Annotated in this window: 15 protein-coding genes; 7 read left to right on the top strand and 8 right to left on the bottom strand. The window is 43.0% G+C overall.

Going from position 1 to position 17,982, the window contains the following annotated elements:
* Positions 1-189: 189 nt before the first annotated feature.
* Positions 190-285, top strand: a complete 96-nt coding sequence (locus QR722_RS19365) for a helix-turn-helix domain-containing protein (RefSeq protein ID WP_353506895.1) — start codon at positions 190-192, stop codon at positions 283-285.
* 953 nt (positions 286-1,238) lie between these two features.
* Here the strand turns inward: QR722_RS19365 and ssb are convergent.
* Both ssb and QR722_RS01185 read right to left on the bottom strand, forming a co-directional pair.
* On the bottom strand, positions 1,239-1,799 hold the full coding sequence (gene ssb / locus QR722_RS01190) for a single-stranded DNA-binding protein (protein ID WP_286284937.1): 561 nt from the start codon (positions 1,797-1,799) through the stop codon (positions 1,239-1,241).
* Between the two features lie 8 nt (positions 1,800-1,807).
* Entirely contained in the window at positions 1,808-3,157 is a 1,350-nt protein-coding gene (locus QR722_RS01185) for an MFS transporter (RefSeq protein WP_286284936.1), read from the bottom strand.
* 240 nt (positions 3,158-3,397) lie between these two features.
* Between QR722_RS01185 and uvrA the strand changes: the two genes are divergently transcribed.
* From uvrA to QR722_RS01170, 3 genes are all read left to right on the top strand, one after another.
* Positions 3,398-6,229 carry an excinuclease ABC subunit UvrA gene (uvrA, locus tag QR722_RS01180; protein WP_286284935.1) on the top strand — a complete coding sequence of 944 codons (2,832 nt, stop codon included), beginning with the start codon at positions 3,398-3,400 and terminating at the stop codon, positions 6,227-6,229.
* 61 nt (positions 6,230-6,290) lie between these two features.
* Positions 6,291-6,695 carry an acyl-CoA thioesterase gene (locus tag QR722_RS01175; protein WP_286284934.1) on the top strand — a complete coding sequence of 135 codons (405 nt, stop codon included), beginning with the start codon at positions 6,291-6,293 and terminating at the stop codon, positions 6,693-6,695.
* A gap of 8 nt (positions 6,696-6,703) precedes the next feature.
* The gene (locus tag QR722_RS01170) at positions 6,704-7,402 is read left to right on the top strand and encodes a 2OG-Fe(II) oxygenase (protein WP_286284933.1); all 699 of its coding nucleotides are present in this window, start codon (positions 6,704-6,706) and stop codon (positions 7,400-7,402) included.
* 55 nt (positions 7,403-7,457) lie between these two features.
* Here the strand turns inward: QR722_RS01170 and QR722_RS01165 are convergent, their stop codons facing one another.
* The 4 genes from QR722_RS01165 to ppa all read right to left on the bottom strand — a co-directional run bounded on the left by QR722_RS01165 (position 7,458) and on the right by ppa (position 11,618).
* A complete protein-coding gene (locus QR722_RS01165; protein ID WP_286284932.1) occupies positions 7,458-9,077 on the bottom strand; it encodes a methyl-accepting chemotaxis protein in 1,620 nt (539 codons plus the stop codon).
* A 145-nt stretch (positions 9,078-9,222) separates the two neighbouring features.
* Positions 9,223-9,684 (bottom strand): DUF3299 domain-containing protein, encoded by a 462-nt coding sequence (locus QR722_RS01160; RefSeq protein WP_286284931.1) that lies wholly within the window; start codon positions 9,682-9,684, stop codon positions 9,223-9,225.
* Positions 9,685-9,701: 17 nt separating this feature from the next.
* Positions 9,702-10,868 carry an MFS transporter gene (locus QR722_RS01155; RefSeq protein WP_353506905.1) on the bottom strand — a complete coding sequence of 389 codons (1,167 nt, stop codon included), beginning with the start codon at positions 10,866-10,868 and terminating at the stop codon, positions 9,702-9,704.
* A gap of 201 nt (positions 10,869-11,069) precedes the next feature.
* Positions 11,070-11,618 (bottom strand): inorganic diphosphatase, encoded by a 549-nt coding sequence (gene ppa, locus QR722_RS01150; protein WP_286284929.1) that lies wholly within the window; start codon positions 11,616-11,618, stop codon positions 11,070-11,072.
* A gap of 339 nt (positions 11,619-11,957) precedes the next feature.
* Between ppa and QR722_RS01145 the strand changes: the two genes are divergently transcribed.
* Positions 11,958-13,961, top strand: coding sequence for a sodium-translocating pyrophosphatase (locus tag QR722_RS01145; RefSeq protein WP_286284928.1), 2,004 nt, complete (start codon positions 11,958-11,960; stop codon positions 13,959-13,961).
* 85 nt (positions 13,962-14,046) lie between these two features.
* Here the strand turns inward: QR722_RS01145 and QR722_RS01140 are convergent, their stop codons facing one another.
* Positions 14,047-14,595 (bottom strand): redoxin domain-containing protein, encoded by a 549-nt coding sequence (locus QR722_RS01140; protein ID WP_286284927.1) that lies wholly within the window; start codon positions 14,593-14,595, stop codon positions 14,047-14,049.
* Between the two features lie 258 nt (positions 14,596-14,853).
* Positions 14,854-15,822 carry a class 1 fructose-bisphosphatase gene (locus tag QR722_RS01135; RefSeq protein WP_286284926.1) on the bottom strand — a complete coding sequence of 323 codons (969 nt, stop codon included), beginning with the start codon at positions 15,820-15,822 and terminating at the stop codon, positions 14,854-14,856.
* Between the two features lie 200 nt (positions 15,823-16,022).
* Between QR722_RS01135 and mpl the strand changes: the two genes are divergently transcribed.
* Both mpl and QR722_RS01125 read left to right on the top strand, forming a co-directional pair.
* A complete protein-coding gene (mpl, locus tag QR722_RS01130) occupies positions 16,023-17,378 on the top strand; it encodes a UDP-N-acetylmuramate:L-alanyl-gamma-D-glutamyl-meso-diaminopimelate ligase (RefSeq protein WP_286287499.1) in 1,356 nt (451 codons plus the stop codon).
* Positions 17,368-17,982 carry a flavin prenyltransferase UbiX gene (locus QR722_RS01125; RefSeq protein ID WP_286284925.1) on the top strand — a complete coding sequence of 205 codons (615 nt, stop codon included), beginning with the start codon at positions 17,368-17,370 and terminating at the stop codon, positions 17,980-17,982. The genes mpl and QR722_RS01125 overlap by 11 nt, the downstream gene beginning before the upstream one ends.

Raw genomic sequence — 17,982 nt, 5'->3', positions numbered from 1 at the left:
GTTTAAATTCTTTGGTGTTGTTAGTCACCAACACACAAGCATTAGAAAATGCATGACCTACTATTGCTTTATCAATTGCGGCAATGGGTGTTCCTCTGTCGCTTAAGGTTTTATTAATAGCAGTGAATTAGCCCGCCAAACTAGCATAGACTCATGAATACTATTCATAAATAGAGATAACTTGTCATTATGGCGAGAGAAAAATTAAACGATTTACACGCTTTTATTATCGTTGCCCGGGAAGGCAGTTTCACCAAAGCTGCATCACAATTAGGGATGTCATAATCTGCCTTAAGTCATTCAATTAAAGGTCTGGATGGACGTTTTTGGGTAAGATTTTTAGCCCGCAGCACCCACAGTGTTTCACCAACAGAAGTGGGGGAGCGTTTATTATTGAGCCTTGCTCCAAGGTTTGAAGAAATTGAGCAACAGTTGATGAACCTGAGCAGCAGTAAGGATAAGCCTTCGAGTACCATCAGAATTAGCACGTCAGAATATGCCGTGTCAAATTTGCTGTGGCCAAAATTGCTACCGTTGCTTAAACAGTACCCATAATTCAATACGGAAAGTGCTAAGCGGAAATAATAAAGTTGTTGTTAGAGCAAATGCGAGCATTATTCTTTATTGAAACAGAATTTGTTACAGGGTCAATTTTTTCAACATACTTGGCCCTAAAATCGCGCTGCCTATCTGATGCAGGACGTTTTTAGCACCCAAATTTATCACAGGGTGCTAATTTCCGCTTTTCTCACAAATTTATAGTTTACTGACTGTTTGATTGGGTCAAGGTACTGGAGGTCTGTTACTCGCATTTTTTTAAAATTCCATCCCAAACCCAGCGACTGTCTGCCTCAGTAACTATGCCGTTCAAACTGATAAGGTATTTAGTCTGCTTTGGGCGTATAGCCGAAGTAACAATCAAAGGTGCCCAATGACCGCAATTGGCACAAAGAGGTAATACAACTAGCCTAAATCCAACCACTACCATTAGTTTTGAGTATAGAAAAAGTAGGCCTGTTACAACCTTAGAATGCAATTAGCCTAAATTAGTAATGTATCTTTAAAGTAGCTATGTCATTACTAATTCTTTTCGGGGGAAAACTTTACAAAATTGTTTTGGTTTATTTTTGTTATTGGATTACAAGGAGATTATTTAAATTTTACAGAAAAAAAACATAAAACTCCTTATTTAACAAGGAGCTTTATGTTATTTTCTTTACATTCTAAAGGTTGGAAAACTAGAATGGAATGTCGTCGTCAAAGTCGAAATCTGGCTCTGCCATTGGTGGCTGTGGTGATTGAGTCGGTTTACCACCTTGATGTCCGCCGCCCTGTTGAGGCGCGTTACTATATTGCTGACCAGAACTTTGTGGAGCTTGACTATAGTTTTGCTGAGGCGCTTGAGCGGGACGTTGCTGATTTTGATTTGGGGTAAATCCACCTGCATTGTCAGCTTGTCCACTACGTCCACCTAACATCTGCATCTGGTCTACAATAATTTCAGTAGTATATTTATCTTGCCCGCTTTGGTCCTGCCATTTACGGGTTTGCAACTTGCCTTCCACGTATATTTGCGAGCCTTTACGCAGGTATTCGCCAGCAATTTCAGCAAGACGACGGTACATAGTCAACCGATGCCATTCTGTGCGCTCTTGCATTTGACCACTTTGATCTTTCCAACTTTCACTAGTGGCAAGACTAAGGTTTGCGACAGCATTGCCATTTGGCATATATCTTACTTCTGGGTCCTGTCCAATATTACCCACTAAAATTACTTTGTTTACACCTTTAGATGCCATGTTAACTCCTATGAAAATTCGGTTCTGACGATCTGCTGCGCTTGGCGCAAATCAAATAGCTTAGTATCTACTTTTAAATAAACAGCCTGCTGTTCAGGCACAATTGTAATATCATGCACTCCTTGCAACTTAGCAAGCTTGTGCTTGAGTTCAGGGTGTTGCTGGATTGTAACTTTGGCGCTAAGTGTATAACGTTTTAACTGGTCATTGCCATTCAAACCCACCAATAAAACCAACCAAGCTAAACAAATTAATATTGCTACTACAAAGACTAAGTGTGGCAGAAAATATTGATTGAGTAGTCCAGAAATCAACCCACCAGCAAAAGCACCAAAAAATTGGAAACTGGCATACATTCCCATAGCGGAGCCTTTCTTACCTGCAGGGGCAATATTGGACACCATGGCGGGGAAATTAGCTTCCAGATAATTAAAACCAGTAAAGAATATCACTGCGCAAATCGCTAGCGTCCAAAGTCCATTAAACGACGCAAATCCAGAGAAGGCCGCAACCAGCAGTAAAACCGCAACTATTAAAACTAGGTTTCCACTGTGCTTGCGATTAATCGACATCAAGCCAGCAAGACCGATTATTGATAATAAAAGAATCGGTAGATAGAGCTGCCAATGCTTGTCTAAATCCATACCGGCGGTTACAAACATTGAAGGCAATTGCACGAATAACAATGTAATCATCAAATGAAGTAAGCATACACTTACATTTAAACGCAGCAATTGAGGGTTTTTAATCATTGCCGTTAAGTCAGTTAACTTTGGTAAGGTATCACCACTGGGGGCGTAATTATTCGCATTCGGAACCACCCACCAGAGTAACGGCATGCAGATTACAGCGAAAACAGCGGTTACAGCAAAAATGCCCGATAAGCCGAAGTTATTGCCAATAATAGGCCCAAGCAAGAGCGCTAGGTAGAAAGAGAAACCTATCGCGATGCCGATGATTGCCATCACCTTAGCTCGTTGATTCTCCCGGCTCACATCAGCGGCCAGCGCCATTATGGCGCCTGCGATGGCCCCTGCTCCTTGCAACACTCGACCTATTATTAACCACCACATATCGTCGGCTAATGCGGCTACTATACTACCGGCGCAGAACATCAGCAGACCTAGCATGATAATGGGTTTGCGCCCAAACTTGTCGGATAACATACCCATAGGGATCTGCAGAAAAGCTTGGGTTAAGCCATATCCACCAATCGCCAAGCCTACCAAAAATATTGAGTAGTTTTCATAATCAGTTGCCATTACCGCAATGACTGGCATAACCATGAATAGCCCAAGCATGCGAAAGACATAGATAAAAGCAAGGGAGATAGCTGCACGTAATTCTGTAGCGTTCAAAATAGAAGTCTGTTCTTTATTAGCAAATTAGGTTAACGGAGCGATTCGGGCGCGAAGTTTAACACAGCAACTTTTTCTGTGATAGCGAGCGATTAGCCTTGATTGATCTTTTCTGGTTAGCTACAGGTATGTGTTGATAACCTTTAATACAATTATTTAGGCGTATAATGACGTTGGTAATAGAGCAATTTTTGCAAATATGTAATACTGGATGTTTTCGTCAGGTAGCATTCTGAATCCATGGATAAAATCGAAGTTAGGGGTGCCCGCACCCACAATCTGAAGAACATCAATATCACCCTGCCACGGGATAAATTGATTGTTATCACTGGACTGTCAGGATCCGGCAAGTCCTCTTTGGCCTTTGACACACTCTACGCTGAGGGCCAGCGTCGGTATGTTGAGTCACTTTCCGCTTATGCCAGACAATTTTTGTCGATGATGGAAAAGCCTGATGTTGATCATATTGAAGGGCTATCGCCTGCTATTTCCATTGAGCAAAAGTCTACCTCGCATAATCCACGCTCAACAGTGGGCACAATAACTGAAATCTATGATTACCTGCGTTTATTGTATGCCCGTGTGGGTGAGCCCCGCTGCCCAACTCATCATGTAGCACTAGCCGCTCAAACCATCAGCCAGATGGTTGATCGTGTACTCGATATGGAAGAAGGCGCCAAGTTAATGTTGATGGCTCCTGTCGTTCAAGAACGCAAGGGCGAACATATTAAAACCCTTGAAGGTTTAGCTGCTCAAGGGTTTATTCGCGCACGTATCGATGGTGAAGTCTGTGATTTGTCTGATCCCCCTGAATTAGATTTACATAAGAAACATACCATCGAAGTGGTAGTCGACCGGTTTAAAGTCCGTGATGACTTAGCAACGCGCTTGGCCGAGTCTTTTGAAACCGCATTGCAACTTTCAGGTGGCACGGCCAAAGTCGCCTTTATGGATGACAATAGTAAAGAAGAGTTAGTCTTCTCGGCCAACTTTGCTTGCCCACATTGCGGCTACAGCATGGCCGAATTAGAGCCCAGACTGTTTTCCTTTAATAACCCTGCAGGGGCCTGCCCGACCTGTGATGGACTAGGTACCAAACAATTTTTTGACCCCTCTAGAATTATTACTAACAATGAGCTGAGTTTATCCGGTGGTGCCATTCGTGGATGGGACAAACGTAGTTACTATTATTTCCAAATGCTCCAAGCGGTTGCTGAGCACTATGAGTTTAGTTTAGCTGACCCTTATGCTGAGCTTGATCAGAAAGCCAAAGACATTGTGTTGTTTGGTAGTAAAGGCACCGCAATTAAATTTAAATATATCAACGATCGTGGCGACATCATGGAACGCAAGCATCCCTTTGAAGGGATAATTCCAAATATGGAGCGCCGTTATCGTGAAACCGAATCAAATGCTGTTCGAGAAGAATTGGCTAAATATTTAAGCCAACAACACTGTAATAGCTGTGGCGGTACGCGTTTAAGATTAGAAGCCCGTAATGTCTTTATTGAAGAGACACCACTGCCGTTTATTACCGAAATGTCTATTGCAGAAGCCTTAACCTTCTTTGACCGCATGGACTTGACCGGGCAACGAGCTCAAATCGCTGAAAAAATACTAAAAGAAATTAATGACCGTCTGACATTTTTGGTCAATGTGGGTCTGAACTATCTTTCCCTGTCTAGAAGTGCTGATACCTTGTCTGGTGGTGAAGCGCAACGGATTCGCTTAGCGAGTCAAATTGGTGCTGGCTTAGTTGGGGTCATGTATGTACTGGATGAACCTTCTATCGGTTTGCACCAACGTGACAATGAAAGATTGCTTAAAACCCTGCGTCACCTGCGTGATTTGGGTAACACAGTGATCGTGGTAGAGCATGATGAAGATGCCATCCGAGAAGCAGATTACGTAGTAGATATTGGCCCTGGCGCAGGTGTGCACGGTGGTCATATTGTTGCCGAAGGGTCATTGCAGGATATACTAGATAGTGAAGACTCACTTACCGGTAAATACTTGTCTGGACGTGAAAAAATTGAGATCCCCAGTGAACGTCACATTAACAAAGATGACAAATGGGTGAAGTTGAAGGGAGCCTCCGGGAATAATCTTCAAAACGTGGATTTGCATGTCCCCATTGGTTTGATGACCTGTGTCACAGGGGTATCAGGGTCAGGCAAATCTACCTTAGTCAATGATACCTTTTACCGCCTTGCTCACCATGCCCTCAATGGCGCAACGACCGGGGAAGCAGCTCCGTATAAGAGCATTGAAGGACTAGAGCAATTAGACAAGGTTGTGGATATCGACCAAAGTCCGATTGGACGCACCCCGCGCTCAAACCCTGCCACTTATGCCGGAATATTTACGCCTATCAGAGAGATGTTTGCTGGGACCCAAGAGTCACGCTCACGGGGCTACAAGCCCGGCCGTTTCAGCTTTAATGTCAAGGGCGGACGCTGCGAAGCTTGTCAGGGTGATGGCTTAATAAAAGTCGAAATGCACTTCTTACCTGATGTGTATGTACCTTGTGATGTGTGTGCCAGTAAACGCTACAACCGGGAAACCTTAGAAATAACCTACAAAGGTAAGAACATCAACCAAGTTTTAAATATGACAGTGGAAGATGCTAGAGAGTTTTTTGACGCTATACCGGCAATTTCTCGCAAGCTGCAAACCTTAATGGACGTGGGCTTATCCTATATTCGACTCGGCCAATCCGCCACCACCTTATCCGGTGGTGAAGCCCAACGAGTAAAATTAGCCAAAGAGCTATCTAAACGTGATACCGGGCAAACCTTGTATATTTTGGATGAACCCACTACTGGTCTGCATTTCCACGACATTAAGCAACTTCTGCAGGTACTGCACCGACTGCGTGATCATGGTAATACTGTGGTAGTTATCGAGCATAACCTTGATGTGGTTAAAACTGCCGATTGGATAATAGATTTGGGACCTGAAGGCGGTTCTGGCGGTGGACAAATTATCGCTCAAGGTACGCCTGAAGCAGTCTGCCAAGAAGATAAATCTCATACCGCTCACTTCTTGAAGGCCATATTGGATAAAGGCTAAAGGCCTTTATCCAGAAAAGAGTTAGCTTACACTAAATAGTAATACCAGCGTGGATCGAAAGATGTTAACAGAGAATTTTAAAGTTAGGTTCTACGAAACAGATGGATTGGCTCATGTGAGTAATACCGTTGTTGTGGGTTGGTTTGAAGCGGGTCGTGAACCGATATTCAAGATGTTTACGCCTGAGCTCGATTTGACTAACTGGCCTTTGATCCTTGCCAGCTATAAAGTGGATTTTGTTAGCCAAATTTTTTATGGACAAGAGGTGGAAATCCGTACCTATGTGAGTCGCATCGGCAACAGTTCTTTTGAAACCTATCAACAAGTCTGGCAACAGAACAAATTGTGTGCCGAAGGCACGGCAACTTTGGTTAGATTTGATTATGGTTCACAAAAAGCAGTTGCCATCGAGCCTGCAATACGAGAGCAGTTAATGAGTCACTATATTGACCTGAGTAAAAAATAGGATTTGGCATGAAAACGGATTTTATTGAAGTTATCGATAATGTATTGCCTAGTGAATTATGCAAGCGCTTTATTACCCAATTCGAAGCGAGTAAAAACACCGCCACGGGCCAAACTGGTGGTGGCGTAGATACTGACAAAAAACGCAGTTTAGATGTTTCTGTAGTAAGAAATATTGAGTTCCAAGCTGAGTATCATGCTTTATTACCCTTACTCTCAAATCAATTGATTAGTTATTTCGAAAAATACTTCTTCGCATTAATTGGACCTATTGGACTTACAGTAGCTGACCCGAGCACCGGCAAGCCAGTTAAATTAACCCAAGATAATTTTGCCTCTGTGGGCAAGGCCAACTTACCTAACTTAGTACAGTATTTATTTCGCATTGGTGATATAAATGCGCAAAAATATAATGCCCAACAGGGCGGCTATCCTTATTGGCACTCAGAGGTCTACCCGCAAGCCGGTCACAATGATGCCTTGCACCGCATGCTGCTATTTATGTTTTATCTGAATGATGTTGAAGAAGGGGGAGAAACGGATTTTTATTATCAAGACAGAGCAATACAACCCAAAGCAGGTTCGATGGTCATAGCGCCAGCTTATTTCACTCACACCCATCGCGGTAATGTTCCGGTCTCCAATGATAAGTATATTTTAACCTCTTGGGTGTTGTTCAATCCCGCTGATAAAATCTACACCGGTTAGCAAACTGCAAAATTGGCTAGCTATTTGACGGAAGTGCAGCCTACCGTCAATCACTTTACACTTTAAACTGCTTGGTGATGGCTTCTAAATGCTGGGCTAACTGAGCCAACTCCGAGCTTACTGACGCTAGCTTACTTGAACTGGAAGATGTCTCTTGTGTGCGACGATGAATCTCATCTACATTGGAAGAGATCATATCAGCCACTCTCTGTTGCTCACCTGTAGATGCCGCTATTTGGTCATTCATAGCGGTGATTTTACTGATTGTTTCGGTAATCACTCCTAAGCTCGCACCTGCTTTATAAGCCGTTTCGACACTCTCATCTGCTTGCTCTGTACCTTTAGCCATAACACTTACCGCTGAACGTGCTGCGCCTTGTAGCTGTTCGATCGTGGCTTGAATTTCTTCTGTGGACTGCTGAGTTCTTGACGCCAAAGTACGAACTTCATCAGCAACAACTGCGAAACCACGGCCTTGTTCACCCGCTCGAGCTGCTTCAATGGCTGCATTAAGTGCTAGCAAATTAGTTTGCTCTGCGATGCCTTTAATTACATCCAATACAACACCTATCTGATTAGAATCAGATTCCAGCTTTCTAATCACTTCCGCAGTTTCCTGCACGTTAGCAGCAAGTTGCTGGATACTATTAACCGTATGGTTTACTACTAACTGGCCATCACTCGCTGCGCCTGAGGCATCACCAGCAGCATTGGCGGCTTCTGCAGCATTAGTAGCAACAGCATTAACACTGTGTGTCATGTTATCTACTGCGTTCTTAGCTTGAGCGGCGGCGGATTGCTGAACTTCAATCGTTTTATTGGTGTCATCTGTTAACTGGTTCAGGTTTTGAGCCAGCTCAGATAGAGGTAGAGACGCGTTCACGATATCCTTGACCACCCCTTGCAGTTTTTGCATGAACATATTAAACCAGTGTACTAGGTCACCGATTTCATCATTGCTATTTTTCTCAATCCGGACCGTTAAATCACCATCTTCCTGGGCAATATCTCTAAGGGAGTCAACCACTTTAACAATACTGCCTTTGATACCGTTAACAATAGGGATTGCAGTAGCAAACAGCAGGATTGTAGTGACCAGGGCCATAATCACGCCTACCCAAATAAGCAGGTTGGCCTGTGTATTCGCCTCTGAAATTGCTCGCTTAAACTCTTCTAAACGGGCATTCTCAAAGGCTACTAATGATTGTTGCGCCTGATCATAGTTGTTATTCATCTGAGTAGAAATTTCACCCATTTTGGCTACATCTAGGGTGTTGTCTATCATAGATTTAACAAACCCATAGGCCACATTATTATAAGCGTTAAAGTTGTTCAAAATACCATTGGCTTCGGAGCTTAGAGAGGGAACAGTGGATTTTAATTGGTTAAGTAGCTTTCTGGTTTCTTCTGCATAATCAGCTGCTGCAAGTAATTCTTCTTCATCACCGGTGGTCACTGCACTACTTAACTTGTCTCGGACTTTTTCCATGTTAACCAAAGCTCGACTAGATGCACGTAATGCGGGAAATTGAATGTCACTGGCATTTTCCAATAATTCAACATTATTTAGTGCAACTATGGTGGTGATAGCTAAGTATAAAGCGAAGCTTAAAGTGCCTAATATTGGGATCAGGAACATTTTTTGTGCAATAGACATTTTGGACAGGATATTCATAAACTCACCTTGTTGTGTCTAAAAGTTTAAATTTATTGAAATATAAGAAGTTTTTATTAGATATCTACGCGCAGTATAGCTAATAATGGACACATGAAAAGCACCTAAGAGCAATTTGATATAATAGGCTTTAAAAAATCTATGCTTATCCATCATAGGGTAAAACTTCCTGACCTTGTAAGGTATATCCAACCGTCGCTAATTCGGTACTTAAACTTTTGCTAGATAGTATTCCTACCACCCAAACCACGTCTGATAGGTTAACTATCGGCACTCCTTGGGGAATCTTCACATAAATTATCTGGTTAGGCGGAGGCGGCGGTACATGAATACAGGCACCAAAAAATGGCACCAACAAAAATTCAGTCACTTTTTCTGCATCACCTTCTAAAGGCACTACGAAACCAGGGATCTTAACCAATTGATTATCATATTTGTCTACTACCGGAGCATTCAACTGTTGTTGCGACATGTTTGCAGTATGATCGAGGTCGATAGGAGGTGCCACATAGCCCTCTGGCACGAGATCTTCCCAAAAAAGCTCCAATGGCTGGGCTGCCACGCTGCAACAACTAAAGCATAAGAGTAGACTTAACCAATTAAACACGTTTTACCTCTTTCAGATCAGATGGTTGAATTGAGTGATGATTTTTTATTAGCCCAAGCAAAAGGGTTCAATCTAACTTCATTACCCTGTGCTGCCAATGTGGGAATATTACAGGCCAATATCAGCGAACAGACTGCGAAGCCTGCACCAATATAGAATACTAGCTGGGGCGATGTTATCCACACAACCCCTAACAATGCAGGGATTACCACAGCAGCAATATGATTAATGGTAAAACTTACCCCAGCCGTCGCTGCTATGTCTTTCGGGTCAGCGATTTTTTGAAAGTAGGTTTTCATCGCGATGGCCATGGCAAAAAACAAGTGATCTACCACATATAAACTTGCCGCCCAGAATGGATCACTGACCACTGCATAACAGGCGAACACGCATATTAGGCCTATATACTCGACTGTCAAAGCGGTTCTTTCACCCACTTTAGCGATCCAGCCACCTATCTTAGTTGCAAAGAACAGGTTAAATACATAGTTGATGATAAATAACAGGCTAATTTCACCGACAGAATAGCCAAATTTTTCCACCATCATAAAAGAGGCAAACACCATAAATATTTGTCGTCTGGCACCACTTAAAAAAGTGAGTCCATAGTACAGCCAATAACGCTTGCGCAAAAACATGTGCTTATGTTGAACCGATGGCTGTTGAAAATTAGCAAAGAACAACCAAATACTCACAACTACCACCAGTCCGAGTCCTCCAGCCAGCAAATACATGGTGTGGTATTCAATTCCGACATAATCCATCAATAACCAAATAGCCCCATAAGCAAACAGAGATGCAAAACTCTTTACTGCTAGTTGCTGACCCATAAATTTGGCGGCCTTGTCTTTCGCCAACCACTGCAAAGTGAGTGATTGATTCACTGTCTCAAAGTAGTGAAAACCAATAGACATGATAACAGTAGTGCAATACAGTCCAATTTCAAACGGAAACAAGCCCGTTATTGCAACACCTATAGAGGTCACAGCCAGCGCCAGTAGCGCCAATGTTTGTTCTTTAATCACCAACAGTAAAAATACCGCCGTGAAGGCTAAAAACCCCGGGATCTCGCGAAAACTCTGCAATAAACCAATTTCTACTCCGGTAAACTGAGCCTTCTCAACTACAAAATTATTTAATAAAGCGACCCACACGGCAAAAACCAGTGGCATGACAAACGCCATGGCCAAAAGTAGAAATTCGGGTTTGTGTCGAATTGAGCAGCTGAACAATGATCGGACCTTAGTTAATTTGATGTCGCTAGAGATAGATAGGTGTTAACACATTCTCAGAAATAAAGTCTTTGTCAAATACTACACTTACTCTGGTGAAAAAAAAAAGGGCTAACTTATAGTCAACCCTTAATCGTCATCAGCATAAGCAGTTTAAAACGCAGGTTTGTCTGCTGTTTCTTCGTAACGGGTTACGCTTTCAGTGATTTCTTTCTTAGCATCTTCACTACCGCTCCAGCCTTCGATTTTGACCCATTTGTTTGGCTCAAGATCTTTATAGTGGGCAAAGAAATGCTCGATTTGATTCTTAGTCAATTCTGGAATCTGATCAATTTCAGTGATACCACGATAAATAGTCGACAACTTATCCGCAGGGACAGCTAATATTTTCGCATCTTCACCAGATTCGTCAGTCATTTTCAACACGCCAACCGGACGACAACGAATTACGCAGCCGGCTAACAACGGAAATGGTGTCACTACAAGCACATCTACTGGGTCACCATCAAGTGACAAGGTATGCGGCACATAACCGTAGTTAGTAGGATAGTGCATGCAAGTTGCCATGAAACGGTCAACGAAAATTGCGCCAGAATCTTTATCTACTTCGTACTTAACTGGATCAGCGTGGGCGGGGATTTCAATGATAACATTGACTTCATCAGGCAAATTCTTACCTGCGGGAACGGCGTTTAAGCTCATAGTGATACCTATCGTTTAGATTTTACGGAATGAGTAGAATTATAAAGGCTTCGTGGTCAATATGAAATCGTTACATCAACAAGATGGTGGTGTTTTTCAACAATATGTCGAATTAATCAGCAAAAGCTTGAAATATTATGCCGAAGCTCGCTATAGTCGTCGCTAGATGTGAAGAATATGTTAACAAAACAATGAAGTATCACTTTCCTAACACAGCACTATGAAAGTTAAGATACATAACAAAAACATCGCAAAGCGTGTTTCAGGCCGAAAAAAATTGATAAAAAAGGTCCGAAAGTCGTCGCTCTTTGTGTCATAGCAACTCTATTTGGAGACATTATGACCGAATTATTTTACATTCCACCAGCGCTAGGCGTACTAGGCTTAGTTTTTGCTCTAATCATTTACTTTATCGTTAAAAAATATCCCGTAACCAATCCGGCTATCGCCAAAATCGCCGCCATGATCCATGACGGGGCATTGGTCTTTATGCATCGTGAATATAAAATGTTGTTTATATTTGCCCTAGTAGTTGCCGTCGCACTGTACTTTTCGTTGGGAACTAATACCACAATCGCATTTGTTGCTGGAGCTGCGTGTTCTGCATTAGCAGGCTATATTGGCATGTTTACCGCTACTCAAGCGAATGTTCGTACCACTCAAGCTGCCCATGATAAAGGCGCCGCGGAAGCACTTTCTGTGGCCTTCCTTGGCGGCTCGATCATGGGTTTATGTGTTGCTTCAATGGGATTGCTTGGATTAGGCAGTTTATATTGGTTTTTTGGTGGTGACCCTGAGACCGCTCACGCGATTCATGGGTTTGGGATGGGCGCATCCATAGTCGCATTATTTTCCCGTGTTGGCGGTGGTATTTTTACCAAAAGCGCCGATGTTGGAGCCGATTTAGTCGGTAAAATAGAGGCGGGTATTCCAGAGGATGATCCTCGCAATCCTGGGGTGATCGCAGACAATGTGGGAGATAACGTGGGCGATGTGGCTGGCATGGGCTCGGATATTTTTGAATCTTATTGCGGTTCAATGATAGCCACTATCGCCATTGCTTCAACCATGGCAGTCAGTATTTTAGGCAGTAAAGAGGCGTTAATGTTCTTACCTTTAGCGTTGGCTTCAACGGGATTGCTGTGTTCCATCGCTGGCATCTTTTTGGTGAAAATGATGTCCGCTTCAAAACCCGAAGTGGCACTTCGAGCCGGAACTATGGGGGCAGCGGCTATCTTCATTTTGGCTGCTTTCTTTGTTATTCAATATCTCGGCATAAACAGTCACGTGTGGTGGTCGGTATTATCCGGAGCAGTTGGCGGCATAATAATTGGTTTGGTGACTGAATATTACACAGCTTCTACCCCGGTACGTAAAATTGCTAAGTCAGGTGAGACTGGCCCAGCAACGGTAATGATCACAGGCTTGTCTGTTGGCATGCAATCCGTAGTGATCCCAGTATTGACCATTTGTGCAATTATCTATGTATCCACACAATTGTCCGGTTTATATGGTGTAGGTATTGCAGCGGTAGGCATGTTAGCTACTGTTGGTATTACCATGGCAATTGATGCTTATGGGCCGGTCGCTGATAACGCAGGTGGCATAGCAGAAATGGGTGGCCTTGGTAAGGAGACTCGTGAGATAACCGACTCTCTTGACGAATTGGGCAATACTACAGCAGCTATAGGTAAGGGGTTTGCTATCGGTGCGGCGGCTTTGGCAGCCCTAGCAATTATTGCAGCATTCGTAGAAACCCTGTCTTTGAAGTTTGACAATTTCACCCTCCATCTTGGGGATCCAATGGTATTGATTGGGTTGTTTATCGGCGGTCTTTTACCCTTCTTGATTGCATCTATCACTATGACCGCAGTAGGCGATGCTGCCTTTGAAATGATCCAAGAAATCCGTCGTCAATTCCGCGAAATAAAAGGTCTCATGGAAGGTGAAGCCGACCCTGATACTGGTCGTTGTATCGATATAGCAACCTCAGCAGCCTTGAAGAAGATGATTCTTCCTGGGGTAATAGCCGTGGCCGTGCCACCGATTGTTGGTTTTGGCTTGGGTGCTCACGCACTTGGCGGTATGTTAGGCGGGGCTTTGCTAGGATGTGTATTGTTGGCGCTTATGATGGCCAACGCCGGTGGCGCTTGGGACAATGCCAAGAAGTATGTTGAAAAAGGCAATCACGGTGGTAAAGGATCTGCCGTTCATGCAGCAGTTGTCGTTGGCGACACTGTTGGTGATCCGTTTAAAGACACCTCAGGTCCAGCAATGAATATCCTAATTAATGTAATGGCCATCGTTAGCTTGGTGATAGCTCCATTACTAAGTACTTACTAACTAGAAAGTATAAAAGTAAAACCGCTTAAATATCATTAAGCGGTTTTTTTTATTTCGTAAAGCTTTGCTCACTAAACTGAGTACCTTAATAAGTCCCTCTAATAGGATAATCATTTTCACGTGCGTAGGTTAAGCCTTGCAACAATTGGTCTAAATTTGGACGTGAGAAGGGCCCGCTTGCAATATCCACCAGTTGAATTTCATTGCGCTCATTCAATACAAACAGTGCGGGTTCATTAAACAGATGATCTGTTTCACTGTCAGAAACAGGCTCAGAAATATACAAGCCCAGGTTCTTCATCTCTGCTAACTGCAAGCTGTGATAAATGGGAAATGATACGTCTAAATCATCTTCTATATTTTTTTCCAACTGCTGCTTCGAATCTCCGGACACCGCCACTATATCAACATTAATTCCTTGAAAACCGCCTGCCAGCGAATCAAGGGCGTTTAAAAAGTTTCGGCAAATTGGGCAATGTTGACCGCGGTAAAAGACCACCATAGTCCAGTTTCCTTTTTTGCTGCTTTGTTCACTCGGATCATATACAACGTCGACTAATAGGGTTTCAGTGTCTTCTAAGGTTTTCACCAAAATAGGGGGGAATTTACTGCCTGCTACTGGTTTGCTATTCATGCTTCGCTCCTTCATTTTATTTAGCTAAACTCGGAATGACCTGAATTAAGCTTGAGTAGATAAAGTAAGCGAACTTCATGCCATATGCATAGATGACAATCAATCCATTGATTAATATAAATATTTATAAAGATACTTGGCGATGAGACAGAGTGTGAAGGTAAGATTTACACAGTGCAAATGTATGATTTGCGTGGTTTTAAATTCGGGCTATAACCTAAAGCATTAGCGGGGCGAGAGCCCCGCTAATTAAGGTGTTTACTTGTAGTATCCCAGACAGGCTTCAACTTCTTCCTTGGAACCCATAATTACCGGAATGCGCTGATGGATTTCACTGGGCATCACCTCTAATATCCGTCCTTCACCTGTGCTGGCTGAACCGCCTGCTTGTTCAATTAAAAATGACATTGGATTGGCTTCATATAATAAACGCAACTTGCCTGGAATCTTGGGGTTACGTTTATCAAATGGATAAGCAAATATACCGCCACGTGAAAGTACTCGATGAATATCACCAACCATAGCTCCGACCCAGCGCATATTGAAGTTCTTGCCACGAGGCCCTTCATCGCCAAGCAATAAATCAGTAACGTAACTTTGCATCGGCTCTTCCCAATGTCGTTGGTTAGAACTATTAATGGCGAACTCTTTAGTGTGCTCTGGAATACTAATGTTTGCTTCAGTAACCAAGAATCCACCATGGGTTTTATCCAAGGTATATAGATGTGTACCTCTACCTGTGGTCATGGCTAGCATTGTTGATGGACCGTAAAGAACATAACCTGCCGCCACGATTTGCGTACCCGGCTGCAGAAAAGCTGAAGGATCGTCTGGCTGCATCCATTGTGGAGCATGAGTAATGGAAAATATGGTGCCTATTAAACTATTAATATCTGTATTCGAAGAGCCGTCAAGGGGATCGAAACTAACTAGGTATTTACCATCAGGGTGACAACCTACAACATCGTCTTCTTCTTCGGAGGAAATCGCTTTAACGTAACCTGATTCTTTCAGAATATCTTTGAGGATTTGATTAGAAATCACGTCTAACTTCTTTTGCGTTTCTCCTTGTACGTTTTCACTCAAAAGTGAACCTAATACGCCGGCTAATGCCCCTTGGCTAACCCGGAAAGATATTTCTTTGCAACCAGCTAACAACGTGCGAATTAACAAAATCAGCTCCATTGGAGCCCCATCTTCTTGCAACTGTGAATTGAGTCGTTTCATTCTAATGAAAACCTATTTTAGTAGTGTGTAAGGGTAGCCTGTTTAGCTGACTTTTATTGTTGCTCTTAGTAAGTCTGACGATATTGTACCTTTGTTGTACAAAAATCTCAGCTAAAACAAACAGATTAAATAGAGTTGTATTTTAACGGGGTTAAATTGTCTGATACTCTAGCGCAAGTTTTTTATTGATAATCGATGTTATGCATATTCATATTTTAGGTATTTGCGGCACCTTTATGGGTGGTATTGCTGCTATAGCCAAGTCCATGGGCCATAAAGTGACTGGCTCTGATGCCAATGTTTATCCACCGATGAGCGAACAACTTGAAGCGCTTGGTATAGAATTAACTCAGGGATTTGACCCTGCACAGCTTGATCCAGAACCTGATATTGTGATCATTGGCAATGCTATGTCACGAGGCAACCCCTGTGTCGAATATATTCTGGACCGCAACCTCAACTACATCAGCGGTCCACAGTGGTTGTCTGAAAACGTGTTAAAACATCGTTGGGTCATCGCTGCATCCGGTACTCATGGTAAAACGTCCACTTCTAGTATGATTGCCTGGATATTAGAATTCGCTGGTTTTAAGCCGGGTTTTCTAATTGGTGGCATCCCCGAGAATTTCGGCTTGTCTGCCAGATTAGGTGAAGCCCCGTTTTTCGTAATAGAAGCCGATGAATATGACTGCGCCTTCTTCGACAAACGTTCTAAGTTTGTACACTATTGCCCTCGAACCTTAGTTATCAATAATCTAGAGTTTGACCACGCTGATATCTTTGCCGACCTTGATGCAATCCAAAAACAATTTCATCACTTAATACGAATCGTCCCCAGCACGGGGTTAGTTTTATCTCCTGAAAATGACCAGAACGTGCAAGATATGTTAAAGATGGGCTGTTGGAGCGACACTCAATACCTGGGCAAAGAATGGTTAAGTAGCAACCAAACCCCAGACGGTAGCGAATTCGACGTGCTGTTTGAAGGTAAAAAGTGCGGACGGGTCGAATGGAATCTTATCGGCCAACACAACGTTAATAATGCGTTGATGGCTATTGCGGCGGCTCGCCATACAGGTATCAAACCTGAGCTTGCGATCGAGGCTTTGAGCACATTTGTGAATGCCAAACGACGCATGGAGCTGCGTGGTGTTATTAAGGATGTAAGCGTTTATGATGACTTTGCCCACCACCCAACTGCGATTGCTACCACTATAGAAGGTTTGCGCCACAAAGTGGGCAAGCAAAGGATCATTGCTATACTTGAGCCACGCTCAGCAACAATGAAGATGGGGGTCCATCAGCATAGTTTGTCTCAATCTTGGGCCAAGGCCGATGAGGTAATGTTATTCCAACCTGATAATCTCAACTGGTCGATGAATGAACTTTGCCAACAAAGTAACGTACCCACTCACATCTATGCCGACATTGATAGTTTGGTGGAGATGATTATGACAATAATTCAGCCCGAAGATCATTTACTTATAATGAGTAATGGCGGATTTGGCGGAATACATAACAAAATATTGGAGCGGTTAGCTGATCATGAGTTTTGAGCAAAAAATAACCTTAGCCTTTACTGGTGCATCTGGCGCGCCCTATGGACTGCGCCTCTTGGAGTGTTTGCTGGCAGCTAATTATCAAGTCTATGTGCTGATTTCTTCGGCGGCTAAAGTCGTCTTTGCTACCGAAGAAAACTTAAAACTGCCCTCCCATCCACAAGCCTGCGCCGATTTTTTTATTGAAAAATATGCAGCCAAAACAGAACAAGTCAAAGTATTTGGCAAGGATGAATGGTTTTCTCCTGTTGCATCAGGCTCGGCAGCACCCAAACAAATGGTTATATGCCCCTGTTCTACTGGCACCTTGTCGGCTATCGCTACAGGTAAAAGTGATAATTTGATTGAACGGGGCGCCGATGTGGTTATTAAGGAACGTGGGCAGTTAATAGTAGTACCAAGGGAGATGCCGCTATCGACAATACATTTAGAAAACATGCTCAAATTGTCACAACTAGGTGTCACTATTATGCCTGCTGCCCCTGGTTTTTATCATAACCCACAGCAAATCCAAGATTTAGTCGATTTTGTGGTGGCACGTATACTCGACCACTTAAATATTGATCAGAAAATAATGCCTCGTTGGGGCTATCAAAAATAA

Source organism: Aliiglaciecola sp. LCG003 (assembly GCF_030316135.1).
In the GTDB taxonomy this organism is placed as follows: domain Bacteria; phylum Pseudomonadota; class Gammaproteobacteria; order Enterobacterales; family Alteromonadaceae; genus Aliiglaciecola.
Note: the sequence above shows the minus strand (reverse complement) of the source record. Positions and strands in the feature narration are given on the sequence as shown.